The organism is Phycisphaerales bacterium, assembly GCA_016699835.1.
In the GTDB taxonomy this organism is placed as follows: domain Bacteria; phylum Planctomycetota; class Phycisphaerae; order Phycisphaerales; family UBA1924.
Map to the genome: position 1 here is coordinate 377,618 of CP064987.1, position 25,265 is coordinate 402,882.

21 protein-coding genes are annotated in these 25,265 nt (G+C 65.4%); 12 read left to right on the plus strand and 9 right to left on the minus strand.

The genetic code is table 11. The annotated features are described in order from the left end of the window. The 8 genes from IPK69_01540 to tadA (IPK69_01575) form a co-directional block, all read right to left on the minus strand. The gene (locus IPK69_01540) at positions 1-1,704 is read right to left on the minus strand and encodes a hypothetical protein (GenBank protein QQS09333.1); all 1,704 of its coding nucleotides are present in this window, start codon (positions 1,702-1,704) and stop codon (positions 1-3) included. 26 nt (positions 1,705-1,730) lie between these two features. Beyond that, positions 1,731-2,918 carry a prepilin-type N-terminal cleavage/methylation domain-containing protein gene (locus IPK69_01545; protein ID QQS09334.1) on the minus strand — a complete coding sequence of 396 codons (1,188 nt, stop codon included), beginning with the start codon at positions 2,916-2,918 and terminating at the stop codon, positions 1,731-1,733. Then, the gene (locus IPK69_01550; protein ID QQS09335.1) at positions 2,915-4,135 is read right to left on the minus strand and encodes a prepilin-type N-terminal cleavage/methylation domain-containing protein; all 1,221 of its coding nucleotides are present in this window, start codon (positions 4,133-4,135) and stop codon (positions 2,915-2,917) included. The genes IPK69_01545 and IPK69_01550 overlap by 4 nt, the downstream gene beginning before the upstream one ends. Continuing rightward, positions 4,132-5,085: a hypothetical protein gene (locus IPK69_01555; protein QQS09336.1), complete on the minus strand. Its 954-nt coding sequence runs from the start codon at positions 5,083-5,085 to the stop codon at positions 4,132-4,134. The genes IPK69_01550 and IPK69_01555 overlap by 4 nt, the downstream gene beginning before the upstream one ends. A 141-nt stretch (positions 5,086-5,226) precedes the next feature. Continuing rightward, positions 5,227-6,528: a type II secretion system F family protein gene (locus tag IPK69_01560; GenBank protein ID QQS09337.1), complete on the minus strand. Its 1,302-nt coding sequence runs from the start codon at positions 6,526-6,528 to the stop codon at positions 5,227-5,229. Positions 6,529-6,661: 133 nt separating this feature from the next. Further along, positions 6,662-8,398, minus strand: a complete 1,737-nt coding sequence (tadA, locus tag IPK69_01565; protein QQS10391.1) for a Flp pilus assembly complex ATPase component TadA — start codon at positions 8,396-8,398, stop codon at positions 6,662-6,664. Between the two features lie 528 nt (positions 8,399-8,926). Further along, on the minus strand, positions 8,927-10,045 hold the full coding sequence (locus IPK69_01570; GenBank protein ID QQS09338.1) for a type IV pilus twitching motility protein PilT: 1,119 nt from the start codon (positions 10,043-10,045) through the stop codon (positions 8,927-8,929). Between the two features lie 143 nt (positions 10,046-10,188). After that, complete coding sequence (gene tadA, locus IPK69_01575) at positions 10,189-11,940, minus strand: Flp pilus assembly complex ATPase component TadA (GenBank protein ID QQS09339.1); 1,752 nt, start codon at positions 11,938-11,940, stop codon at positions 10,189-10,191. A 350-nt stretch (positions 11,941-12,290) separates the two neighbouring features. On the opposite strand from tadA (IPK69_01575), the gene IPK69_01580 reads away from it, so the two are divergent. The 9 genes from IPK69_01580 to IPK69_01620 all read left to right on the plus strand — a co-directional run bounded on the left by IPK69_01580 (position 12,291) and on the right by IPK69_01620 (position 20,604). Then, entirely contained in the window at positions 12,291-12,965 is a 675-nt protein-coding gene (locus tag IPK69_01580; protein QQS09340.1) for a phosphopantothenoylcysteine decarboxylase, read from the plus strand. A 288-nt stretch (positions 12,966-13,253) separates the two neighbouring features. Further along, a complete protein-coding gene (locus IPK69_01585) occupies positions 13,254-14,792 on the plus strand; it encodes a methyltransferase domain-containing protein (GenBank protein ID QQS09341.1) in 1,539 nt (512 codons plus the stop codon). 87 nt (positions 14,793-14,879) lie between these two features. Continuing rightward, the gene (rpmF, locus tag IPK69_01590; protein QQS09342.1) at positions 14,880-15,086 is read left to right on the plus strand and encodes a 50S ribosomal protein L32; all 207 of its coding nucleotides are present in this window, start codon (positions 14,880-14,882) and stop codon (positions 15,084-15,086) included. Positions 15,087-15,330: 244 nt separating this feature from the next. Then, positions 15,331-16,452 carry a phosphate acyltransferase PlsX gene (gene plsX / locus IPK69_01595; GenBank protein ID QQS09343.1) on the plus strand — a complete coding sequence of 374 codons (1,122 nt, stop codon included), beginning with the start codon at positions 15,331-15,333 and terminating at the stop codon, positions 16,450-16,452. Next, complete coding sequence (locus IPK69_01600) at positions 16,449-17,486, plus strand: ketoacyl-ACP synthase III (protein ID QQS09344.1); 1,038 nt, start codon at positions 16,449-16,451, stop codon at positions 17,484-17,486. The genes plsX and IPK69_01600 overlap by 4 nt, the downstream gene beginning before the upstream one ends. Positions 17,487-17,549: 63 nt before the next feature. Further along, a complete protein-coding gene (locus IPK69_01605) occupies positions 17,550-18,536 on the plus strand; it encodes an ACP S-malonyltransferase (GenBank protein ID QQS09345.1) in 987 nt (328 codons plus the stop codon). Between the two features lie 96 nt (positions 18,537-18,632). Beyond that, complete coding sequence (locus IPK69_01610; protein ID QQS09346.1) at positions 18,633-19,460, plus strand: hypothetical protein; 828 nt, start codon at positions 18,633-18,635, stop codon at positions 19,458-19,460. 39 nt (positions 19,461-19,499) lie between these two features. Beyond that, positions 19,500-20,258: a 3-oxoacyl-[acyl-carrier-protein] reductase gene (fabG, locus tag IPK69_01615; GenBank protein QQS09347.1), complete on the plus strand. Its 759-nt coding sequence runs from the start codon at positions 19,500-19,502 to the stop codon at positions 20,256-20,258. A gap of 55 nt (positions 20,259-20,313) precedes the next feature. Further along, on the plus strand, positions 20,314-20,604 hold the full coding sequence (locus IPK69_01620; GenBank protein ID QQS09348.1) for a hypothetical protein: 291 nt from the start codon (positions 20,314-20,316) through the stop codon (positions 20,602-20,604). A gap of 25 nt (positions 20,605-20,629) precedes the next feature. Here the strand turns inward: IPK69_01620 and IPK69_01625 are convergent, their stop codons facing one another. After that, positions 20,630-21,844 carry a thiolase family protein gene (locus IPK69_01625; protein ID QQS09349.1) on the minus strand — a complete coding sequence of 405 codons (1,215 nt, stop codon included), beginning with the start codon at positions 21,842-21,844 and terminating at the stop codon, positions 20,630-20,632. Between the two features lie 365 nt (positions 21,845-22,209). On the opposite strand from IPK69_01625, the gene IPK69_01630 reads away from it, so the two are divergent. The 3 genes from IPK69_01630 (at position 22,210) to IPK69_01640 (ending at position 25,226) form a co-directional block, all read left to right on the plus strand. Then, a complete protein-coding gene (locus tag IPK69_01630) occupies positions 22,210-22,860 on the plus strand; it encodes a CPBP family intramembrane metalloprotease (protein QQS09350.1) in 651 nt (216 codons plus the stop codon). A 38-nt stretch (positions 22,861-22,898) separates the two neighbouring features. Further along, complete coding sequence (locus IPK69_01635) at positions 22,899-23,378, plus strand: zinc ribbon domain-containing protein (GenBank protein ID QQS09351.1); 480 nt, start codon at positions 22,899-22,901, stop codon at positions 23,376-23,378. A 162-nt stretch (positions 23,379-23,540) separates the two neighbouring features. Beyond that, positions 23,541-25,226: an MmgE/PrpD family protein gene (locus IPK69_01640; protein QQS09352.1), complete on the plus strand. Its 1,686-nt coding sequence runs from the start codon at positions 23,541-23,543 to the stop codon at positions 25,224-25,226. Positions 25,227-25,265 lie beyond the last annotated feature (39 nt).

The following is a 25,265-nucleotide window of genomic DNA, read 5'->3' on the forward strand; positions in this document are numbered from 1 at the left end:
TTATCTCGGATCCGCCGCGGGAACCTCGAGCACGAACTGCAGAGTCTCCTCGACGTTCGGCTTCTTCACGTCGGGGACATATGACAGCGTGATGCGCACCAGTTTCGGCCAGGCCCACGCCGGCGGCGCCTTCGCCAACGGATCGCCCGGAACCTGCGTGTCCACCCAGCCGAAGTGCGACGTCAGAATCCGCGAGGCACGCGGCTCGGCCGTGTGCGAGCCGTTCGCGTCGGTGTAGTCCCGGGCCGTGAAGCCGTAGATCAGCCGGTCGGTCGTGATATAACCAACTCCGTTGTCACCGCGAACGATGTGATACACCGCTTCACCCGCCGTTGTCAGCGGCGGATATGGCCTTGCGACGAACTCGTTCGCCGCCGCGACCCCGTCGCCGTTCACGTCGCCGACACGATCCAGTCCGTGCCACACAATGTTCCCGCCCAGGTCCACGTCGCCGAACGACCACTCCACGATGAACTCCGAGCAGCGAGGCACGAAGTTCGACGAGGTCAGGATCATCTGGTCCGCGCGGGCCAGCGCGTCCTGCATCACGTCCCCCGTGCTCGACGCCCCCAGCAGGTCCGGCGGGAGCGGCTCGTACCGCATCCGCGAGCCCGGCACGTCATCGCCACGAGGCGTGACCTGCGGCATCGTGTCCGATTCGGTCGGGAGCGCGTTGTCCATCCACTCGTGCGTCACGTCCAGCCTCGGCCCAAGGCCCAGCGGCGTCTGCCCGATGGGGATGTAGTTCGACCCGTTGTTGTTCGGGAGGAACGCCGACGGCGCCTCCACGATCGTCATCACCCACGGGCGAACTTCGCCCAGGTCCATCGAGGCGATGTCCACCAGGCCCGAAGCGTAATAGTGCGCCAGCGGGCTAGGGAGTGGCCTGAGATACTCGTCGTTGGGCATCTCAAACGGGAAGAGATTCGAGCAGCGGAAGATCCCGCCGATCGCGGGCTGCCCGCCGACCTGCCCGGACTTGTCCCGCAGGAGAAGCCGCGACGCCGGCGTCGTCGGATCCGCGATCGTCAGGAACGGCCTCGTGACCCTCGACGAGTCCGCCGACTCGGGCGGCACGAGCAGCAACTGATGCCGCAGCAGCATCCAGTCGCTCGCGTACCGATTCGGATTCCCCGCGGCGCGCTCGCCCAACTTGTACCCGGCCGTCGCGTTTCGATCATTCAGTTTCGGCACGCGGTACGCGTCGAGCGTGTTCGGATCGTTCGTGCGATCCGACTGGCGCTGCCCGTGCCCGATGTAGATCCGCGCCGCGTTCGAGGTCACGACCAGTTCATCCGAGAGCGGCAGGCGCGACGAGTGGAACGTCCCGCGATCGAAGAACAGAATCTCATCGACGCGTCGAGCACGCGGCGCCGGATCCGTCGGCGAGAGTTCCACCACGTCCTGGTTGGAGATCGTTCCGTTGGCGTCCACGTCCAGCACCTGCTGGCGGACCAGCATGAACCCCTCGCGCGTGATGTGCGAGAAATCCTCGCGCAGGCGCTGTTCGATCATCGCCGACATACCGACCTTGACGCTCACGCGGCGACCGCCCGAGACCGTCTTCCCGATCGCGCTGAAGATCGCCGCGATCCCCACGGTAAGGAGCGCAACCGCGCCGACCGCCACGAGCACCTCGAGCAGCGTGAACGCGCCCGTTCGGCGCCCCCGGCGTGTCCTCGATTGTCCTCGATTCATCCTCATGACTTTCCCTTCGTCTCTCTCTCGACTCATGGCCGCCACGGCGACACCGTCCGGACCTCCACCGCCGCCGGTACCTGCGGCGTGAAGACCACCGTCCCGCTGTACACCGCCTGCCCGTTGCGGAGTTTCGCCGGCATCGCCGGTGAAACCTGCACCAGCACCGCGTTCGTGGGCACCGCACGCACCCGGGCCGCGATCTCGTCGTCGATCTTCTCGACCGTGTACACGAACCCGTCGTCGTCGACGAGTTTCTGCCCGATCTGGCTCACATAGCGCTGCATCTCAGGCGTCGCCGTCGCGATCGCGAGCAGTCGCCGAGACGGATCGAAGCCCGTCTGCACCGCGTAGGCCGCCAGTTGAGGGACGGAGTAACTCGGGCGACCCTGCGGCGTCGACCGGTCCCCCAGCCCGTCGAACGACGGGATGCCCGTCGCCGGGTCCGCGCCGACCGGCACGGCCGCTCCGGAGAAGATGGTCTGCTTGATCGTCCCCACGCGCGCCCGGATCCCCGAGTCAAGCCGGCGCACAAAGACCGCGATCTGCACGGTATCGTCCGAATAGCGTGGGGCATCGTTCGGATCGAGCGAGGGCGTGACCGGGTTCGAGTATCCGCTCTGCACGCGCCGCGCGACAAAGTCCCACACATACACGGGATCGATCCCGTCCGGTTTCGCTTCGCCACTCACCGCGCCGATGTTGGCCACCCCGGGCCTCGGCCACAACCGCTCGGAGAGCGGCATCGAGAAGAAGCCCGTGTAGGTCAGGTCCGGATTCGCCGAGGGAGACGAGGGCCTCCCGCCGAACATGTTCCCCGTGCGAGGCTCGATCCCCAGCCCGCCGATCCCGTCGAGATCGCGGAACGACGACACGAACTGCGGGATCGTCCACTCGCCTAGAGGCGACCACGTCGCGTCTGCGGTCAGCGTCCGCCACCCGCGACGCTGTGCCGGCTCGGTGAGATCAACGCCGTAATCGGGCGAGGTCATCGACACATTGCCCGTCAACTGATCCGCGGCAGACCGCGCGACCGTCACGCCCTGCACCGAGTCCGTCGCCTTCTGCTGCTGCTTGAGCACGAACGGGAAGATCGCCGCCACGCCCAGGAGGCCCAGCGACAGCACCACGACCGAGATCAAGACCTCGATCAGCGTGAACGCCCGACGCCCGACCCCAAGACGCCCAATCAGGTGTTCATTCATCCTCATCACACTCATGGCGTCACCTCCCGCGGCACCCCCGAGTACGGATCGATCGTGAAGATCCGGGCCGACGACTCGACCCGACGACCACTCCGCACCAGCCGACCCTCCATCCACGCGTTGATGTCGCTCTGCGCCCCCGCCGGCGTGAACCCCACGAACGCCCGGGGATCCAGATTCGGAGCCTTCGGAGCACGCTCCGGCTGACTTCCTATCGGCGGCTCCGCGTACACGCACCCCGTCGCCGCGCTCAGCCGTCCCGTCCCGATCGACGACGCCATCCGACGCTCGTTGTAGAGCGCCAGCATCGGCACCGGGCGAACCAGGATCGTGTCCGTCGAAGTGTTCCCAATCAGCGCCCGCAGCAGCGTCTGATCCTGCGCGTCAATCGTCCCGCTCGCGTCGAGATCACGCGTTGCGATCAAGCGACGCACAAACTGCCGAACATCCTTCGCCTTGTCGATGCGGTACGACGCGAAGGGCGCGACCGCCGGCCGCCAATCCTCGACGCCAACCAACGTCGGATACGCGCTCTTCACCGGATCGATGACAATCGCCAGGCGGGAATCGCCCGTCACGACCTCGCCCGTTCCTGCGCGGAAGCGGACCATGAAACTCTGTCGCTGGTTCCCCTCAGAGGCGTACTTCGCCGCCGAGGCCGCCGCGTCGTTCTCTTTCGTGCTGTAAAACTCCGTCTCGGGGAAGACCCAGTTGGCGACATTCGGATCGAGCACGCGCTGCGCCGTCGCCTCGTACCACCCGTTCGCGAGCGTCCCGCCGCCGTCGATCGTTCCCGCGAAGGCGTGCCCGCGCACCATCCACCCCAGGGGCAACTGTGCCGGCTTCATCTCGCCGTTCACCACAAAGATGGGCCGGGTCTCCGCGTTCGTCGCGCCCACCGGCCGGGCCGGGTCGCGCGTGTCCTCGATCTCACCTACTTGCACACAGGAAAGAATCGTGAGCCGCCCGTTGACCTGATATGTGAACACCGCCGCGGTGTCGCCATCGAGCGAGCGGATCGCCGCGGCCCGCGCCGACGCCAGCCCCGCATTCAACTGCGTCTCGGCGAGAGTCTCCTCCGACCCTTGGATCGCCGAGCGGAACGCCCCGATCCCGATAGCCGCGAGCAGCGCCAACAGCGCCATCACCACAACCAGTTCAAGAAGCGTGAAGCCACGGACGAAGGCCGTGCCGCTGGTTATTCCTTGAAATCGTCCGTGCCGGGTGCTCATGGACCCACCTCCACCACGTTGTCACGTGCGGCCTTGAGCCGCGCCGTCGCCTCGACGCTCGCGTTGTCGCCAAGAGCCGCACGCAGCACCCCGATCGGCTCATCCCCAAAGACCCCGTCGGCCCCCGCGCCCACCATCGCGTACCGCGGCTTGCCACCGATCCCAGAGTTCAGCCGCACATCCACCCGCGGATCCCCCACCATCGCCGGCACGTTCATCTCCCCAGCGTTCCGCGGGTCCGCGAACTGCCGAGGATTCCCCGAGACCGCGCGCCCCGGATTCCAGCGGTAATACCGATACGCCGCGCCCTTCAGGTCGCGATACTCGGGCCACGCCACCACGTTCGTCGCGCTGCCTACGCCCGGCATGACCAGCCGTGGATCCTGCCGCCCCGCATCGAGAAACGACGCGTATGTCCTACCGCTGCGCTTCCACCCCTGACCGTCCCAATCCGCATACGCCGGCAGCGCAAAGCCCGCCAAACCATTCAACTCATCAACCTCGGGCGCGAGATATCCACCGCCTGGCACGCCATCAAACGGCGGCACCCCAGGCCCCACAGGCCGACCCGACGCCACGCTCTCATTCAGCGCCCCGCCGAGGAACACCGCCAGCGACGCCGTGCTGAACCGGTTGTCCAGGTACGGATTCGTCGCAGTAGGCTGCCAGCCCGTCGCCGGAGCCAAAAGTTCCGACTTTGCGTACACCTTCACGCGCGAGAGCCCGTTCACGTTCACCACCTCGATGCCCATCGTCGCCGGCTGGGCCTGCTCGCGGAGCAGCGGCGGCGTGAACCCGAAGTCCTGCTCGAACTGCGACAGTCCCTGCATGAACGTCCCAACCGTCACGCGCTGCTGCACCATCCGACCCGTCTTCCGCACCCGCGTGAAACCCACCAGTAACAGGCCCATGAGCAGCCCGAGGATGATGATGACAAAGAGCAGTTCCACGATCGAGAACCCGCGACGACACCCAAAGCGACTCCGCTCCTGGTGGCACCGCTCTCCAGAGCGGTGTGCAGTCTGGTGGCACCGCTCTCCAGCGAGGTCTCCAGCTCGTTCGTGACTCACGTTCTTCTGGCCGGCTCGCATTTAGCCACCTCCCGCCTGCGCCGTCAGGCTCTCGATCATCGCGACCAGAGGCAGGAACATCGCCACCACGATCGTCCCGATCGTCCCGCCCAGGAACACGATCATCAGAGGCTGGAGCAGGGACACCAAGGACCCCACCGCGACGTCCACCTCCTCGTCGTAGTTGTCCGCGATTTTCAATAGCATCGCGTCCAACTCGCCCGTCTCCTCGCCGACGTCGATCATGTTCACCACGATCGAGTCGCACGTCTTGCTCTCGCGCAAAGGCCCCGCGAACCCCTCGCCCTCGCGGATCGAGTCGTGCACCCGCTGCAGCGCCTTCTCGTACACATAGTTCCCGCTCGTCTCCTTCGCGATCTTCACCGCCTCCAGGATCGGAACGCCCGCCGAAATCAGCGTCCCCAAGGTCCGCGTGAACCGCGCGATCACCGTCTTGCGGATGATCTTCCCGAAGATCGGCGTCCACAGCAGCATCGTGTCCGTCACGGCGCGCCCCGGCTCGAGCATCCGGATCACCTTCCAGAACACCCACGCCAGAATCGGAGCCGGGAGCACGAACAGAACGCCGGGCAGCTTCTGACCCGTCGCCGTCCCCGCGAACCATCGGCTCGTCCCGATCAGCCACCGCGTCAGACCGGGGAGGTTCACGCCGAAGTCCGTGAAGATCTCCTCGAACTTCGGGATGATGAAGAACATGATGAAGCTGAGAATCAGGATCGCGATCACTATGACCACGATCGGGTACACCAGCGCGCCCTTGATCTTCCGCTTCAGTCGCTCGCTCTTCTCCATGAACTCCGCGAGGCGCTGCAGGATCACGTCCAGCACGCCGCCGATCTCCCCCGCGTTGATCATCCTCGTGTAGAGCAGGTCGAACGCCTTGGGGAACTTCGCCATCGCCTCCGACAACGCCGTCCCACCCTCGACCTCGTCGCACACGCCCAGCAGCACGTTCTTCATCTTCCCGGGCTTCTGCTGCTCCTCGAGGATCTGCAGCGAGCGAAGCAACGGCAGCCCGGCGTCCTGCAGCGTTGACAACTGCCTCGTGAACTGCGTCAACACCTTCTGGCTCACGCGCCCGATCGAGATCGTGACCGCGCCCTTTTTCTTCTTCTTCGACGCCGCCGCCCCACCGGCGCCGCCGTCCGCGTCCTTGGGCTTCCCCTTTTGCTCTCGCACCGACGTCGGGAAGTATCCCTGCGCCTTGATGCGCGAGATCGCCTCCTCGGTGCTCCCCGCCTCGATCGTCCCCCGCTGGGGCTTCCCCGCCGCGTTCAGCGCTTCATACGCAAAGGTCGCCATACGTCTTCCCTATTCCCAATGTGAAGCCCGCGCTTCGGTCCCGATTCCCAGATGCCCCAATACCAGATGCCTGATGCCTAATGCCTGATGCCTGATGCCTGATGCCTGATGCCTGATGCCTGATGCCTGATCCCTATTCCTCATTCAACGTCTCACGCACGACCTCGTCGATCGTCGTCAATCCCTCATAGATCGCCAGCAAGCCCGACTCGCGCAGCGTCCGCATCCCGCGCCGACGCGAGTGCGCCCGCAGCACGTTCGTGCTCGCGCTCTTCATCACCAACTCCCGCATCTCGTCGTCCATCGTCATGATCTCGAACAACGCCATCCGACCCTTGTACCCGGAGCCATGGCACTTGTCGCACCCGCGACCCCGCGCAAACTCCCGACCCTTCACGTCCTCCGGAGTCAGAGCCAGTTCCATCAACTCCTCCTCCTTCGGCGTGTAGAACTCCTTGCACCCCGCGCACACCGTCCGTACCAGACGCTGCGCCACCACCCCCTCGATCGTCGCCGTCAGGAGGAACGGCTCCATCCCGAGGTCCACAAGTCGAATGATCGAACTCGGCGCGTCATTCGTGTGCAGCGTGCTCAGCACCAAGTGCCCAGTCAGCGACGCCTGCACCGCGATCTGGGCCGTCTCCAGGTCGCGGATCTCGCCCACCAGGATGATGTCCGGGTCCTGTCGCAAGAAACTCCGGAGCAACTTCCCGAACGTCACGCCCGCGTCCGTGTTCACCTGGCACTGGCACAATCCGTCGATGTCGTACTCGACCGGGTCCTCCGCCGTCAGGATCTTCGTCTCGATGTCGTTCAACTCCGACAACGCGGCATACAGCGTCGTCGTCTTCCCGGAGCCCGTCGGGCCCGTCACGATCACGATCCCGTTGGGCTTCCCCACGATCCGCCGGAACGTGTCCATATCGTCCGGCCGCAACCCCACGCGGTCGATCGACAACTCCACGTTCCCGCGATCCAGGATTCGCATCACGCAACTCTCGCCCCAGATCGTCGGCAGGATTGCCACGCGAAGATCCACCGGGTTCCCGCCCACCGTCAACTCGATGCGGCCGTCCTGAGGCAGGCGACGCTCCGCGATATCCAGATTCGCCATGACCTTCACGCGGCTCGTGATCGCCGGGCCCAACTGCTTCGGCGGCGGCACCATCTCGTACAGCACACCGTCGATCCGGTACCGCATCTTGAACTCGTTCTCGAACGGCTCAAAGTGGATATCGCTCGCCCGATCCTTGATCGCCTGCAAGAGCACGAGGTTCAGAAGTTTGATCACCTCGTTGCTGTTCGCCGCGTCGTTCAGCGAGTCCAGGTCGATCGACTGATCGCTCCGCCCGCTCAGCCCCTCGAACTTACGGTCCGCCGAGATCGACCCCACCACGTCCGAGATCGACTCGGTCTTCGAGAAGTTCTTCTTGATCAGGTGGTCGATCACCTCGGGATCGGACACCACCGCCGTCACGTTGAACCCCATGAGAAGGCGTAGATCGTCCACCGCACGGAAGTTGTCCGGCGACTTCATCGCGATCTTCAGCCGCCTCGCCGTCGGGTTGTACTCGAGCGGCACGACCTCATACTGCTTCACGTTCTCCGACGGGATCGCGTTCTTCGCCTCGTCGGGAATCGAGAAATCCATCCCCAGCGTCTCGTACGACATCCCCGCCTGCCCCGCCAGCCCCTCGGCGATGTCGGTCTTCGAGCAATATCCCAACTCGATCAGCAGCTCGCCGATCCGTGACTTCGAGCGCGTCTTCTGCACCTCGAGCGCCTCGTGCACCTGCTCGCGCGTGACCTTCCCCAACTTGGTGAGCACCCGCCCGAGCTTGCGCCCTTTCAGTTCCGCGGGATCGACCATCGTCTTTGCCATGCCAGATGCCTCTTCCAACGCCCGTCATGGAGCGTTCCAGTTCGAGCAGCCCAGCCGGTCAGCATTCCGCCGACCCCGCTTTGGACAACCCTCTCGGCAACACGTCGTGAGACGCCGCCCTGTTTTCGGACGATCGCCCGCACGACTCCGACCGCACATCCGACCATCCAGCGATAGGCCGATGTGCCCAAGTCGAGCGTTTCATGTGACCCAAAGGTCACACAAACGCCATCCGACCGCCCCGCCCCGAGCACTCCCACCCCGCCCCAAACCCCCACCACCATTCCCCACCCGAAGGACCAACAGGCTCAACCAAGCACACCAACTCGCCGTCCCACCTTGAATCCCCACATCATGCTATTGGGTGGATTCCGGTGGAAAACTCCGGCGTGTCAATGAAATACCGGTCGCTCCATGCCATCCTTGTTCGGGCACGATAACCGACCGGTCGCACAATTCCAATCAGATTTTCGCCTACAGAGACGTTGCGACATGTTGTCCGTGTCGCATTCAGCCTCAGTCCGGCTCCTCCATCTCCTCGTCCCACTCCATCCGGCCCACCGTCCGACCCAGCTTGTGGATCTTGTTGGTCAAGTCTTGCGGGTTCTTCGACACATCGATCATCTCGTCTGCGGCAATCACGCCCTTCATATACAGCGACCACAGATGGTCGTCCAGCAACTGCATCCCGAACTTCTTGCCGGTCTGGATCATCGAGTCGATTCGGAATGTCTTGTTGTCGCGGATCAGGTTCGCGATGGCCGGCGTCATCACCAGGAACTCGTACCCGGCCACCATGCCGGTGGTGTCAATCCGGGAGAGGAGAACTTGGCTCAGGATACAGATCAGGGCGGTCGACAACTGCACTCTGATCTGGTTCTGTTGGGTGACCGGGAAGGCATCCACCACACGGTCAATCGTCTTGGCGGCACCCGTGGTGTGGAGGGTGCCGAAGACCAAGTGGCCTGTCTCGGCTGCTCGAATCGCCGCCTCGATGGTCTCCAGGTCTCGCATTTCGCCGACGAGGATCACGTCGGGGTCCTGGCGGAGCACGCGGCGGAGGGATTCGGAAAAACTGGGCACGTCCGCCCCCACCTCTCGCTGATTCACGATCGATTTCTTGTGGACGTGGTAGTACTCGATCGGGTCTTCCATCGTCACGATGTGGCGGTCCATGTTCGTGTTGATGTAGTCGATCATGGTCGCGAGTGAGGTGGTCTTTCCCGAACCGGTCGGTCCGGTGACGAGGAACATCCCGCGCGGTCGCCGGATGAGATCTCTCACGACCTCGGGCAGACCGATTTGCTCGAACGTGAGCAGGCGACTGGGAATCTGGCGGCAGACGATCGCGAGATCGCCGCGCTGGCGGAAGACCGAGACGCGGAACCGTGCCGCGTCGCCGTACGCGAACCCGAAGTCGCTCCCGCCCTCTTCCTGGAGTTCCTGCTGGTTCCGCTCGGGGGTGATGGCCTTCATGAGCGAGACCATGTCCTCGGAGTCGAGGACCTTGGTGTCAAGGTTTTTGAGGTGCCCGTGGAGGCGGATGGTCGGCTTGCGGCCCACGGTGAGGTGGAGGTCGGAGGCGCCGAAGCGGACCACGGTGTCGAGGAGTCGGTCGATCTGGATGCCGGACATGCTGTGCTCACTCGCTAGAAAAAGGTCAATGGGTCGGGATCGAAAGGCCCGGAAGTCTCTGTCGTGCGCTCACGCCTTGGCGTGCTGAAGACTGTATCTCGTGTGATCGGTCGTGAATCGGCGTGCTCCGTGCACGGTGCGGCTCATCCCGCCACCGCGATGTTGTCGAGATCGATCTGTGTGGACCGGGCGATCTCGTCGGGCGTGGTCACGCCGTTGAGGATCTTGATCTTCCCGTCGCCCACGAGGCTCCGCATGCCGTTCGCGATGGCGGCCTTGCGAATATCCGCGATCGGCGCCAGGTTGAACGCGAGTTCGCGGATCCTCGTGTTCATCACCATCATCTCGAAGATCGCCTTGCGTCCCTTGTACCCCGTGCTGTTGCAGACCGGGCAGCCGACGGCCTTCAACACCTTTCCGCGCGCCTCGTCGGGCGTCACGCCGACCAGCCGCATGATCTTCGGGTCGAACTCCTCGTCGCCCGCGACGGCCTTGCACTCCTTGCAGAGGATCCGGATGAGTCGCTGGGCCATGACGGCCTGGATCGAACTCGCGACGAGGAACGGCTTGACGCCGATGTCGATGAGTCGAGTGATCGCGCTCGGCGCGTCGTTGGTGTGGAGCGTGCTGAAGACCAGGTGCCCTGTCAGCGCGGCCTGGATGGCGATCTCGGCGACTTCCTTGTCACGGATTTCACCGACGAGGATGATGTTCGGCGCCTGACGCAGCATCGATCGCAGGATCGCTGTGAACGTCAGCCCGATGTGCTCGCGCACCTGGCACTGGTTGATCCCCTCGAAGTTGTACTCGACCGGGTCCTCGGCGGTGATGATCTTCTTATCCGGGCGGTTGAGGACGTCGAGCGCCGAGTAGAGCGTTGTGGTCTTGCCCGAGCCGGTCGGGCCGGTGACGAGGAAGATGCCGTTGGGGCGGCGGATAATTCGGTTGAAGATCGCGAGGTTGTCGGCCTCGAAGCCCAGATTTTCAAGGCCGATTCGAACGGAATCCGGCCTCAGAATACGGCAGACCACGCTCTCGCCGTGGTACGCCGGGCACGCCGACACGCGATAGTCGATCATCACGTTGTCGACGTCGAGTTTGATGCGCCCGTCCTGGGGCACGCGCCTCTCGGAGATGTTCACGCCCGCCATCAGTTTGAAGCGAGACAGGAGCGCGTTCTGCATGCGCTTGGGCAGGTTGTCGCGCTCCATGCACACGCCGTCGATGCGATACCGCAGGCGCACGCGGTCGGCCATCGGCTCGACGTGCACGTCGCTCGCCCGCATGCGCACCGCCTCGGTCAGTATTCGGTTGCACAACTTGACGATCGGCGCCTCTTCCGCCGCCACGTCGATCGAGCGGTCCACCGACCGATCGACCGAGCGGTCCACCGACCGATCGACGGACTTGTCGATCGACTCGGTCATGAGCGACTGCTCGGAGGTGAATCGCCGGGCCGTCCCCGCGCTCGCCTGCTCGATGAACTTCTTGATCCCGCTCCTGGACGCGAGCCTCGTGTCGATCTCGGCGTTCAATCGGAACCGCAGCATCCCCTGCAGATCCAGATCCATCGGATCGTGGATGATCAGTTGCAGGCGGCCGTTCGCCTTCGACATCGGGATGATCTGGTGCTTCTTGATCAGATCGTCCGAAACCAACTTCATGTCGATCTTTTCGGCGATCCCCGGGGCCGTCAGATCGACGTACTCCATCCCGAACTGGTTCGCGAGCGCCTTGGTGACTTGCTCCTCGGTGGCGAACCCGGCCTCGACGAGGGCCTCGCCGATGCGCTTGCCGGTCGATTGGGCGTTCCCCATCGCCTTCTCGACCTGGGCGGCGTTCACGACGCCCCAGCCCACCAGGATCTCGCCCAACTTCTTTCGTGATCGAGCCATCGTGCCCCTTACGTCGTCATCACGGCGTTCCTCGCCGCGTCATTGCCTTCCAGTTCGACCTCGTCGGCTGGGCACTCCGATCGCCAGGCGGCCGCGTCGCCACCCAACGTCCGTTCCCCGGACACCAACGGTTCCCAACCGCCAACCCGAGCGATTCCCCCAAGTCGGACCTCGGGGCGGGATTATGCGGCACACTCGCCCTGCTATCAATTGTTCAGCCTTGGTTTGCTCCAAGGTTCATCGAACTCGCCCGCGGCACCCCGCCGCGATCCCGGAAAGGTATCTGTTTGTCTCCACTCTCGCAACCCGCCCCCCCAAAGGCTGCCACGCCAAACGCCCGCGCTCGGGCCATGCTTATCACCGCCGGCCCGACGCACGAGCCGATCGATGCCGTTCGATTCCTGGGGAATCGCTCCTCGGGCCGCCTGGGCGTCCACCTCGCCGATGCCGCCGCGGCCTACGGCTGGGAGGTCACGCTGCTCCTAGGACCCGTCGCCCTGCGGGCCACCCACAAGGGCGTGCGGACCATCGCCTTCCGCACCTGCGCCGACCTCCAGGCCCTGCTCGCCGAGCACGCGAGCAAGGCCGACGTGATCGTGATGGCCGCCGCGGTCGCCGACTATCGCCCCAAGGTCGATCCCAACTTCTTCGGCGGCAAGTTCCGGCGCAAGAACGAGCCGCTCACACTCACGCTCGAACCCACGCCCGACCTGATCGCCGGCGTGAGCGCCACGCGCCGCCCTGGCCAGACCATCATCGGCTTCGCCCTCGAGCCGCGCGATGAACTCCACGCCTCCGCCAAGGCCAAACTCGAGCGCAAGGGCCTCGACATGGTCGTCGGCAACCCCCTCGAGACCATGGACAGCGACGAGATCGAGGCCTTCGTCCTCCATAAGGATGGGACGATCGTCCACTCTCCGGGAGCCGAGCAGGGCCGGCGCATGCCCAAGTCAAAGTTCGTCGATTGGCTCATCACGACGGTCGAGCCGGCGATCACGAGCATTGCCGCCGGGAAGGGGAAGTAACGCGTGCCCAACTCCGACCGTCCCCGCCGGCCCAACTCCAGACCGAACTCGAGACCCAACTCCGGATCTGGCCCGCGAACGAATGGCCCGCCAAACTCGCGAGGCCCGCGAAAACCCTTTGGAAATCGACCCGAATCGGGCGGCCCGCCCTTCGCCCGTCCACGAAAACCCTTCGGGCCGCGCCCCGATGGGCCTCCACCATCGCGAGCCGGACATCCGCCGCGTCCGCCCAAAGGCTCGTACCTCGCGCGCGATGTCCGCGTCATCCATGAGGACGACGACCTCATCGTGCTCGATAAGCCCTCGGGCCTCCTCACCGCCCGTCCGCCCGGCGTGGGCCAACGCGCCGATGCCCTCTTTGAGATGGTGAAGGAACGCATCAAGGCCGCCGCACGATCCGCGTCGAAACGAAAAGTCTGGATCGTCCATCGACTCGATAAAGAAGTGTCGGGCCTCATCGTCTTCGCCCGCAGCGAGCGCGCCTTCGCGTGGCTGAAAGAAGACTTTCGATCCAAGCGCGTCCGTCGCTTTTACACGGCCGTCGTCGAGGGAAAGCTGGGCACGCCCGGCGAGACCAACTCCATCCAGAGTTACCTCGTTGAGGACGCCGAGGGCATCGTGAAGAGCGTGACATCCGCCTCGGAAGCACGCCGCCTCGAGGCCCACCCGCAACGCGGCGAGGACGCCAGCCCACGCCCGCCACGCATGGCCGTCACCCACTACCAGGTGATCGACCAGACGCCTTCGGCCACGATCCTCCGCGTGAAACTCGATACCGGCAAGAAGAATCAGATCCGCGCGCATCTCGCATCGATTGGGCATCCGATCGTCGGTGATCGCCGGTACGGCTCAATGGTGGACCCCGTCGGGCGAGTCTGTCTGCATGCCGCCGAACTCGCTTTCACGCACGCCGGCACGGGAAAGACGCTGGCGTTCAAGGCTCCTGATCCGCCCGAGTTCACCAAGGCCGCACGCGCAACGGCGATCACTCCCGCCGCGCCGCCGGTGACGCCCGCCTCCGCCGAGCCAACCACCGACTGGGACCACGTCGCCGACTGGTACGACGACCTGATCGACGAGCGCAAGAGCGATCACCACGAGAACGTCATCGTCCCGGGCGTGATGCGTCTGATCGCCCCGAGTGCCGGGAGGCGTGTGCTCGATGTCGCGTGCGGGCAGGGCATTCTGGGACGGGCGCTCGCGGTCGCAGGATGCGAGGTTGTGGGCGTCGATGCCTCGCCGCGCCTGATTTCGAGCGCGCAACGCCACGCCACACCACGCGAGTCATATCTTGTCGCCGACGCACGCGCATTGGGCACGCTCGAACATCCGCATTTCGATGCCGCGGCGTGCGTGATGGCCCTGATGAACATCAACCCGTTGGAACCAGTCTTTGCCGGGATCGCCAGTCGCCTCAAACCCGGCGGCACGCTCGTGGGCGTGATCCTGCATCCGGCGTTCCGGGCCCCTGGTCAAACGTCCTGGGCGTGGGATGAATCTCGCGACCGCGCGCGTGGCGTGACTCAATACCGGCGTGTGGACGGCTACCTCTCGCCCGGCGAGCGCGAGATCGTGATGAATCCGGGGAGGGCCGCCCACGGGCAAGCTCCGGTCGCCACGGTCACGTTCCATCGCCCGATTCAGACGTACATCCGGACGCTGGTGGATGCCGGGTTTGTGATCGAGGCGATCGAGGAATGGCCGAGCCTGCGGTCGAGCCAACCCGGGCCCCGGGCGGCCGAGGAGAACCGAGCCAGGCGGGAGATCCCGATGTTCCTGGCTTTTCGGGCGAGGCTGACCGACCAAACGCCTTCCGAATCGCATTGACGCTGGGGTGGTCGGTCGCCTATTGTCCCGACCTGTATTCGCACCATGCGCTGTGGCGTGTAGGCCATCGCGTGAGGAGTCCGCTCCATGCTCCCTCCACAGAGAGTCAGCCACGGCCGCACCCGTCGTCGGCGTTCCCACCACGCGATGACCGAGTTCGCCGTGACCTTGTGCCCGCTCACGGGCATGCCTAAGGCCCACCACCGCGCGTGCAAGGAGTCCGGGTACGTTCGTCCGGGCCTGCGCATCAAGGTCCCCAAGTTGGGGATCGGCGTGGCGAAGGAACAGGCCTGAGTTCACGCGCTCCGATCGGAGTGCCTGCCTGACGACGAGTGAGGCCAAGCGGCTCCTCCTCGTCCACACGGCGCATGGATGCATCTCGCTCAATCTCGTTCCGATGCAGGAGACCGGCCCCCCGCGCGACCCTCGCGCGGTTGGTTCGCGTACACTCGGTGATGCCGACCCGGGGCGGGACGCCGACGATTCGCGTCGCGCACCCCGTCGTGATTGCGGCGACTCGTGAAGAGAGGACCCACTGATGCGTGTCGCGGTTGATGTCATGGGGGGCGATCACGCGCCCGACGCCGTCCTCAAGGGCTGCGTCATGGCTCTGCCGGATCTCGCGAGCGATGACACGCTGGTCCTCGTGGGCGCTCGCGCCATCATCCAGGATTTCCTCGACGAGCGTGGGATCAACGACCCGCGTCTGGAGATCGTTCACGCGGATGAGGTCATCCACATGGACGACTCGCCCGCCAAGGCGGTCCGGTCCAAGCCCGACTCGTCGATCGTGAAGATGGCGCAACTCGGCTCCAAGGGGCACGAGCAGCGTTGCGACGTGGTGCTCTCGGCCGGGAACACCGGCGCGTGCGTGGCGGCGGCGATGCTGCACATGCGGCGCCTCCCCAACGTGATCCGCCCGGGAATCGCCGTCACCGTTCCCTCGTTCCACGGGCCCGTCGTCCTGACTGATGCGGGCGCGAACCCCGAGCCCAAGCCCGAGCACCTCTGGCAGTACGCGGTGATGGCCGATGTCATCGCCCGCCAACTCCTGAAGATCGAGAATCCGCGTCTGGCCCTGATGAACATCGGGGCTGAGGAAGCCAAGGGCACCGATCTCATCAAGGAGACGCGCGACCTGCTCCGCGCGACGCCAGGGATCAACTACATCGGGTACGTCGAGGGGCGCGATTTCTTCGACGGCGTCGCCGACGTCGTCGTCACCGATGGTCTCGTGGGCAACACGATGCTCAAGTCCGCAGAAGGGATGGCCAAGAGCCTCTTCAAGGCGATCGCCCAGGAGATCGTGGCCCAGGACCCCGAACTCCTCCAGCGATTCGAGCCGATCGTTAAGGCGATCTACGCCAAGAACGACTACCACGAGCACGGCGGAGCGCCCCTGATGGGCGTGAACGGCGCGTGCTTCATCGCGCACGGCTCCTCGGAGGCCCGCACCATCCGGGCGGCGATCAAGAACTGCCGGGACTTTGTCCTTTCGGGCGTGAACGACACCGTCGTCCGCCGACTCGCGGAGGTCGCGCCCGTGCTCGAGATCGCGGGGGCGTCCACCACCAACGGCAACAGCAACGGCAACACCAACGGCGGACCGGTTCCGGCGGCCGCGGCCTCTCAACCCACGTCCGTTCGAGGGCCCGCATGAGCGCGAATCGTCCGCTTGCCGCCCCTCCTGCGCCGCCCAAGATCGGGGTGCGCCTCGCCGGCACGGGCTCCGCGGTCCCTCAGCAGGTCCTCTCGAACTCGGACCTCGAAAAGATGATGGAGACGTCGGACGAGTGGATCGTGCAGCGCACGGGGATCCACCAACGGCGGATCATCAGCCGCGAGCGGGGCGAGTCCACCGCGTCGCTCTCCGCCGCTGCACTCTCCATGGCGCTCAAGCAGGCCTCGCTTGCGCCGAGCGATCTCGACCTCATCGTCATCGCCACGATGACCCCGGAGATGGGCGCCCCGCCGACGTCGTGCCTGGTCAGCAAGTTGCTGGGCGTGCACGGCATCGGCGCGTTCGATGTCTCGGCCGCGTGCACAGGGTTTGTCGCCGCGATGAACATCGCCCACGACCTCATTCGCATGGGGAGTTATCGAAACGTCGGCGTCGTCGGTGCCGACACGCTGTCGCAGTTGATCGATTACTCCACGCGTGGCCGTGGCACGGCGATCCTCTTCGGCGATGGTGCCGGGGCGGTAGTTCTCCGTGCGACCGACGACCCCACCAAGGGGATCCTCGCCCAGGCGTTGCACGCCGAGGGCGACGGGTGGAAGGACATCTACATCCCCCACTGCCCCCAGGATTTCCCCGAAGGCGACGAGTTCGACTCGGCGAAACTCGGGAAGGTCCAGATGAACGGGCAGAGCGTCTTCCGCTTTGCCGTGAGCACGTTCCCCGAACTCATCCAGGAGACGCTCGACAAGGCGGGGCTCAAGGCCGACGACGTGTCGCAGTACATCTGCCATCAGTCCAACGGCCGGATCCTGGAGGCGGCCCGTAAGAAGTTCAACCTCAGCCCCGACAAACTCCTCGTCAACATCGATCGCTACGGGAACACCGTGGCGGCGTCGGTCCCGCTCTGCCTCGACGAACTCACCCGCTCGGGCAAGATCAAGGAGGGCGAGAAGATCATGTTCCTCGCCTTCGGCGCCGGGCTGACATGGGCGAGCAGCCTCTGGCAGGTCTGACGACTTCCCCGTGATTGTGCGACGGGCCAAGCCCCGCACGTGATTTCTCGATATCATCCGAGGATGTCCGCCCCCCCCACCATCATCCTTTGTCCCGGACAGGGTGCCCAGGTCGTCGGCATGGCCCGCGCCTGGCACGACGCCTCCCCCGAGGCACGGACCGTCTTCGACCAGGCCGAGAAGGTCCTCGGCAACCGCCTGGGAAGCCCGCTCCGCGCTCTCTGCTTCGAGGGGCCGGCCGAGACGCTCAACCGGACCGACATCTCCCAGCCCGCGATCTTCGTCGCCTCGGTCGCGGCGTGGCGCGGGGTGCTGGCGAAACTCGGCATGGGCAACGGCGAACTCCCCCTCGCCGCCACCGCGGGATTGAGTCTGGGTGAGTACACCGCGCTCCACCTCGCGGGCGCGATGGCGTTCGACGCGGCCCTCGAACTCGTCACCCTTCGCGGGCGCGCCATGCAGGACGCCGCCGAGGCTCCGACGGCGACCTCGGGCGGCGGCGGCGGGATGGTCGCGATCATCGGCGCCGACGAGGGTCAGGCCCAGCGCGTCTGCGACGAGGCCCGCGCGGGCGACGTGCTCGTGTGCGCCAACTTCAACGCCCCGGGACAGATCGTGTTGAGCGGGCATCGTGCCGCGTGCGAGCGTGCGGCGGAAGTCGCCGCCGCGCAAGGGTGCAAGGCCACGGTGCTCCAGGTCGCGGGGGCGTTCCACTCGCCGCTCATGCGTCCCGCCGCGATGCGGCTTGAAGAGGCCCTCGCAAGGACGTCGATCGCTGAGCCGCGCTGCCCGGTGATGTCGAACGTGACGGCCGAACCGCACACCGCGCAGGGCGGCCTGAGCCTCTCCGATTCCATCCGCCGCCGGCTGGTCGAGCAGTTGACGAGCCCGGTGCGCTGGGCGCAGTGCTGCCAGTGGCTCGCCTCGAGGCACGCGTCGGCACAGTGGCGCGAGCCGGCCCCTGGACGCACACTGGCCGGGCTAATGCGGCGCATCGACAAGTCCATCAAGATCCACAGCGACGACGCCCCGCCGGACGCCGCGGCGTGACGACCAAACCACTCGTGTGCCACATCGTGTGCACGCTCTCTTCTTCCGTATGTTCCTGAGTTCTCGATTCACGACACACCCACAGGTCTGACACCGATGCCCACCCACCCGCGTCGCGGCCGAAACCGAACTCTCCACACGCTCCTGGCGTCGAGCACGATGCGCTCGTGCGCCACGCTCGTCACATCGGCATCGCTCCTGGGCGTCCTCGCGCTCGGCGCGGGATTGCCGCTGGTCACGCTGACGGGATGCAAGAAGAAGGCCCCGCCGCCGCCGCCGCCCCCACCACCACCGCCGCCGCCGATTCCCGATCCGGTGAAGATCGAGCCGCTCTCGCAGGAGATGAACGCGGATCGCCGGATCGCCTTCGAGCAACCGCTCGCCCCGCGCGACCCCGCGCTGGCCCGAGGCATCCTGACCCTGAGCGACGCGATCGCCAAGGGCAACTCCGACAAACTCCGCGCCGTGCTCGATCCGTCGGCGAAGGACGACCTCGAACGCCTCCTCTCCGAGGGAGTCTGGGAGACCGCGACCGCGAAGATCGAGAAGGTCCGCGTCGTTTACCTTGAGCAATCGCCTCCGGACACCGACTCGGCGTATACCTGCGTCCTTTTCATCGCGGTCCAGGAGATCGGCACGTCATACCTCACCGGCTGGTCCGGGGCCCGCGTCGGCGACGCGTGGTTCTTCAAGGGCGCGCCGTCGTCCCGCGAGACCAAGCGTCGGGCCGAGGAATGGGACGGCCTCGCGATCGCCGACCTCGAAGGCAAGCCCAAGGAGCGAGCCAAGGGTGCCGCGGGCATCGACACCGGGAACACTCCCACCGACCCCAACGCGCCCTCGAGCACGCCCGAGAGTGAACCAAGCCCGGGCACCGGCGAGGCTCCAATCGCACCCGCGCCGATGGCACCAGGCGGTGGTTGAGCCCCGATTCCCCATTCCTGCAATCGATCTGCGACATCCATGACACCATCAAACACCAACGCTGAGATCCGCGTCGCCTTTGTGTCAGGAGCCTCCCGAGGCATCGGCAAGGCCATCGCCCTCGAACTGGCTTTGAAGGGGCGCCACGTCGTTCTCTGCTCGCGCTCCGCCGCGCCGCTGAACGACCTCAAGGCCCAGATCGAGGCCAACGGCGGGAAGGCCAGCGTCGCCGCGTGCGATGTCGCCGATTCGACGGCCCTCGCCGCCGCCATTGATGGCGCCGCCTCCGCCCACGGGCGACTCGACATCCTCGTGAACAACGCCGGCATCACCAAGGACGGGCTGGCGCTCCGCATGAGCGACGAGGACTGGGACCTCGTCCTCGATACCAACCTCAAATCGGCCTTTGTCGCGATCCGGGCGGCGGCCCGCCACATGATGAAGGGCAAGTTCGGCCGCATCATCAACATCAGTTCCACCTCGGGCGTCGTGGGGAACGCGGGGCAGGCGAACTATGCCGCGGCCAAGTCGGGGATGCTGGGCCTCACCAAGACCATCGCCCGTGAACTGGGCGGGAAGAACATCACCTGCAACGCGATCGCTCCGGGGTTCATCACGACCGACATGACCGACAATCTGCCCCAGCAGGTCAAGGACCACGTCACGAGCCTCATGGCCATCAAACGCCTCGGCACCCCCGAGGACATCGCCCACGCCACCGCCTTCCTCACGAGCGACGACGCCGGATTCATCACCGGCCAGACCCTCTGCGTCGACGGCGGCATGACGATGTGCTGAGCGTTCCGTGGGTGGTGAATCAGCGGAGGTGTGACGCGATCGTGGAGTCCCTCGCATGAGCCGCAAGACACCGCCGCCGCTTCCGAATCAGGAACTGGACAACTACCAGAAAATCGCCGACAAGGTGGGCTTCGTCCCCTCGCTCCGCGTCAAGGACAACGTGATCCAGGGGATCACCGCTGTCATAGGTGCCGGCATCGGCGTCCTCGTTGGCTATCTGATCGCCGCACACATACAAAGCGGTGCCACCGGCATCGCCATGATGGTCGGCGGACTACTCGGGTTCATCACCGGCGCCCTGCTCGTCGGCTTTGTCCTCATGATCCTCGGCTGGTTCCGGAAGTAGTCCGGATTCCGACCGAATCGAGAACTCACACCTCGACGATCATCGCCACGGCGTTCCCGCCACCCAGGCACAGCGCCGCCACGCCGCGCTTCCCGCCCGTGCGCTTGAGTTGGTGGATCAGCGTCGTGAGGACGCGCGCCCCGGAGCAGCCGATCGGGTGCCCCAGCGCGATCGCTCCGCCACAGATGTTCACCTTCTCCTCGGGGATGCCGCCCTCCTTCATGTTCTGGAGGACCTGCGCGGCGAAGGCCTCGTTGAGTTCGAAGAGGTCAACATCCTTGATCGAGAGGTTCGCCTTCTTGAGCACCGCGGGCACGGCCAGCGCGGGGGCACGGAAGATGTCCTTGGGCGCCAGTCCCGATGTTTGGTACGCGACGATCCGCGCGAGCGGCTTGATCCCCAGTTGCTCGGCCTTGCTCATGCTCGCGACCACGACCGCCGCGCCGCCATCGGAGATCTGGCTCGCGTTGCCGGCGGTCACCGTCCCCTCCTTCGCGTCGAAGACGGGGCGGAGTTTGGCGAGCCCATCCGCGGTCGATTCGGCACGGATGCCCTCGTCCGCCGCCACGCCCGACGACTTCTTGTCGAGGCACTGCTCCCCCGTCACCGCGACGATCTCGCTCTTGTACCAGCCGTTCTTGGTCGCCTCGGCCGCCAGTTGGTGCGAGCGGGCGGAGAATCGATCCTGCTCAGCGCGCGAGACCTCGAACTTCTTCGCGATGTGGTCGGCGGCGTTGCCCATCGCCCAGCACTCAAAGGCGCAGCGGAGGCCGTCGTACTGCATGTGGTCCTCGAGCGTCGTGGGCCCGAACTTGGGAGCGCCCGCGCCGTCACGGAGCGAGGCGAAGTACGGCGCCCGCGTCATGCTCTCGAACCCGCCGGCCGCGACGAGTTGGTTGTCCCCCGCCTTGATCGACATGGCCGCCTGCATCACCGCCTGCAGCCCACTCCCGCAGACCTTGTTGATCGTGACGCACGAGGTCGTGTCCGGAAGGCCCGCCTTGAGCGCCGCCTGGCGTGCCGGGTTCTGCCCCAGCCCCGCCTGCAGCACGCACCCGAACATCGCCTCATCGAAGTGCCCGGCCTCGGCTTCCTTCTTGAGCGCGGCATGTTCGGCAAAGATGCCCTGCAGCGCGTAACTCGCCAGCAGCGGGCTGGGCACGCGCGACAGGCCGCCAAAGAACTTGCCGATCGGCGTCCGCTTCGCAGCCAGAATCACCGGGACATTCGCGCTTGACATGCCATGCTCCTTTGCTCGTGCATTGGTCCGTTCTCGCCGGCGGGCCATGATGGTGATGCCCGCCGCGCCGAAATGCCGAACCAGGAAGTTGTTCGGGTGTGGACACGATCACACAGACTCGTGGCCACTCTTGATCCAGAGTAGAGCATAGTTCGCGTCACGAACCGAATCCGTCTGGCCTGCGTCCAAGAACCACACGCATGAGCGAAACTCCCCCCGAAATCCCCGGCCTGGATCCTTCCTCGCGGGGAGGAGGGAGGGCCGGCCCCACGGACCCGCAATCGACTCGACCGATCTCCGAACAACCGGGCGTGCAGGCCGCCTCACTTGCCACCGTCGATCGACCATCCCTTCGTGCTCGCGCCATGGGTCTATGGGATTCCCTGGGGATCTCGTGGCGATTCGTCGAGTATGTTCTGCTCTTCTTCGCGATTCCCGCGGCCGCCGCACTGCGATTCGAGAAGCCGCCGGTTTGGATCCTGATCTGGACGTCGTCGTTGACGTGCCTGGTGCTCCTCCTGCTCGACAAGACGTTTGATCGCGATCGGCTCTTCAACTCAAAGGAAATCGCGCCCGCAGTTCCAAGAATCGTTGGCGTGTGGGTCGTGGCCGCGGCCGCACTCACGTGGCTCGTCTCCGAGTTCCACCGCCAGCACCTCTTCAACTTCCCGACCAGCAAGCCCTGGCTCTGGATGCTCGTGATGGTCGCGTATCCGATCCTCAGCGTTTATCCACAATCGATCGTCTATCGGACATTCATCTTCCACCGGTACCAGTCCGTTTTCCCGTCACGTTGGGGCATGATCTGGGCGAGCGCCATCTCGTTCTCCTTCGCCCACGTCATCTTCCACAACTGGATCGCCCTGGGGCTCACGGCGATCGGCGGCATCCTCTTCGCGCACACCTACACACGAACGCGCTCGACCCTTGCGAGCGCGATCGAGCATGCCCTGTACGGCTGCTGGGTCTTCACTGTCGGCCTCGGCAGCGCGCTCTACCACGGCACGGTCCAATAAACCAATGAAGTATCTAGCCCGACCTCGAAGGATGGCCTGTGAGTCACTCGTGTCCGGAGCTCTCCCTCACGGTCGGGCAGCATGGCGATTCGCTCTGCTTTGGAGGAATCGCCAAACGACGCGTGAACACGCGTGCAAGTTTCGCCGATCTCACAGTCATGTGGCACCCAGACCCCACCGGCCCCACACCCGGCGAGATGAAGAACGCCCGCTCCACCTCGATCGGCGACCTCTCGCGCATCGAGTCCCTCGAGTCCCTCGAGTCCCGAGTCGAACGCCTCCAACTCGCGTGCATGGCCCTCTGGGAGTTCCTCCAGGAGCACCACAAGATCACCAACGAGGAACTCAACCTCCGCATCCGCGAGATCGACGCGCGTGATGGCGAGGAAGATGGCCGCGCTTCGCCCCGCGCCCGCGCGTGCCCATCCTGCCAACGCCCCGTCTCGGTCCGTCACCAGAAATGCCTCTACTGCGGCACCGAAGACCTCGAGGCCTCACCCTTCGGCATGGCGGGGTGATCGAGTGTTCTTGCCATAGGTCCTCGGTGGCACCGCTCTCCAGTGGAGCGGACAATCTAGTCTCTCCGACATCGCGCATCGAGACACAGAATCAACGCGTGTTTTCTCGCCGAAACGCCACCACGGTCGTGACGAAAATCGTGCGGCCTACGCTTTCGCCCTATGCCAATCTCACCCGAAACCCACGTCACCCTCCCCGCCGACACCAACCAGGCTTTGGGCCTTGCCCGATACGCCATCGAGTTCATGGGCGACGCGCCGAAAACGCGTGGCGAGCCATCGAAGAGCGTCCTCGAACGCACCAACCAGTTCTTCACCGACGCCTGCCTCTGCGGCCTCTCGGCCCTCGCCCTCAACACCAACGCCCCGACGATTCTCCGCGAGGAGGCGCAGCAGTATCGCGTCCCCGTCTCCGGGATCGGCACGCTCGCGGGCGTCTCGTGGGCGAAGGGGTGCGTGCGTGGCGGCGTGCCGGCCTTTGGCAGCACGACCGATGTCGCCGTCGAGAAGGCGATCGTCGCGAACTGTGCCGCCGTCCGCGAGTGGGATAGCAATGGCACCAACTTCGGCTTCAACCCGGAACTCGGGCACACCGCGGGCGAGTTCGGGCACAATGACTTTTACTCGGTTGCCCTCGCCGCCGCCCAGATGCGTGGCAAGGGCGGCGCGTACGCCCTCCGCGGCATGGTCCTTCTCGACGAGATCCGCGGGCGCCTCGCCGAGGTCTTCAGCCTCAAGAGTTACAAGATTGACCACGTCGTCCACGGCGCAATCGCCTCCGCCGCGACCTTCGGCGCGATGATGGGCGCCACCGACGAGCAGATCGAGAGCGCTATAGGCATGGTCGTGGCTCACTACATCCCCTTCCGGGCCATCCGCGCGGGGAAGCAACTCTCCGACAGCAAGGGCGCGAGCGCCGCGATCAGCACCGAGGCCGCGATCCTCTCGGTGAAGCGCAGCATGGCCGGGTTCATGGGCCCGCGCGACATCTTCCGCAACCCCGAGGCGATCTTCCGCCTGTTCGAAGGCCCCGGGCAACTCTTCAAGAAGACCCAGTCCGCCGGGACGGGCATCCCCGACGCCACGACCAAAACCGGCTACGCCTCGCCCTTTGATCTCGTCCTGGGGCGAAAGGGCGATGACTTTGCCGTTATGGGTATGCACTTCAAACTGGGGCTGTACGAGCACCAATCCGCCGGCGCACTCCAGGGGCTTATCAACATCATCGCCCGCCGCCCCGAACTCCTCGACGACCAGACCGGCGACTGCATCGCCGCGATCAAGGTCCGCGCGTACGAACCCGCCTTCGGCATCATCGGCGACCCCGCCAAGCGCGATCCCAAGACGAGGCAGTCCGCCGACCACTCCATGCTCTACCTCGTCTGCACCATGCTCAAGAAGGCCCTCGAACTCCGCACGGCCTCGAAGAAGACCCTGGGCTGGAAGGAACTCATGCTCCTCCCCTACGACTTCGACGCCAAGAGCCTGAAGGACCCGCTCACGCGCGAACTCATGGGCAAGATGACCTTCGAGCACGGCGGCACCGACTACGACGCGAAGTATCCCGACGGCATCCCCACCTCCATCATCGTCACCGACGACCAGGGCGCCACACACGACAGCGGCCTGGTCATGTACCCCGGCGGGCACGCCCGAAACCACCTCGGCACCGACCGCGTGGACCTCAACGACGTCCTCAAGCACAAGTTCGAGATGCTCGGGCGACTCGCGAGCGAGAACCCCAAGGAACTCGTGAAGCGATTCAGCGGGCTGGATCGAGCGACCGCCAGGGACGTCGCGGGCATCATGGACTTCCAAATCATGCACGCCCAGGGCAAGTTCGACTGAGGCGGTTCGGCGACGCAGGTCACCTGTGTACAGTCCCGT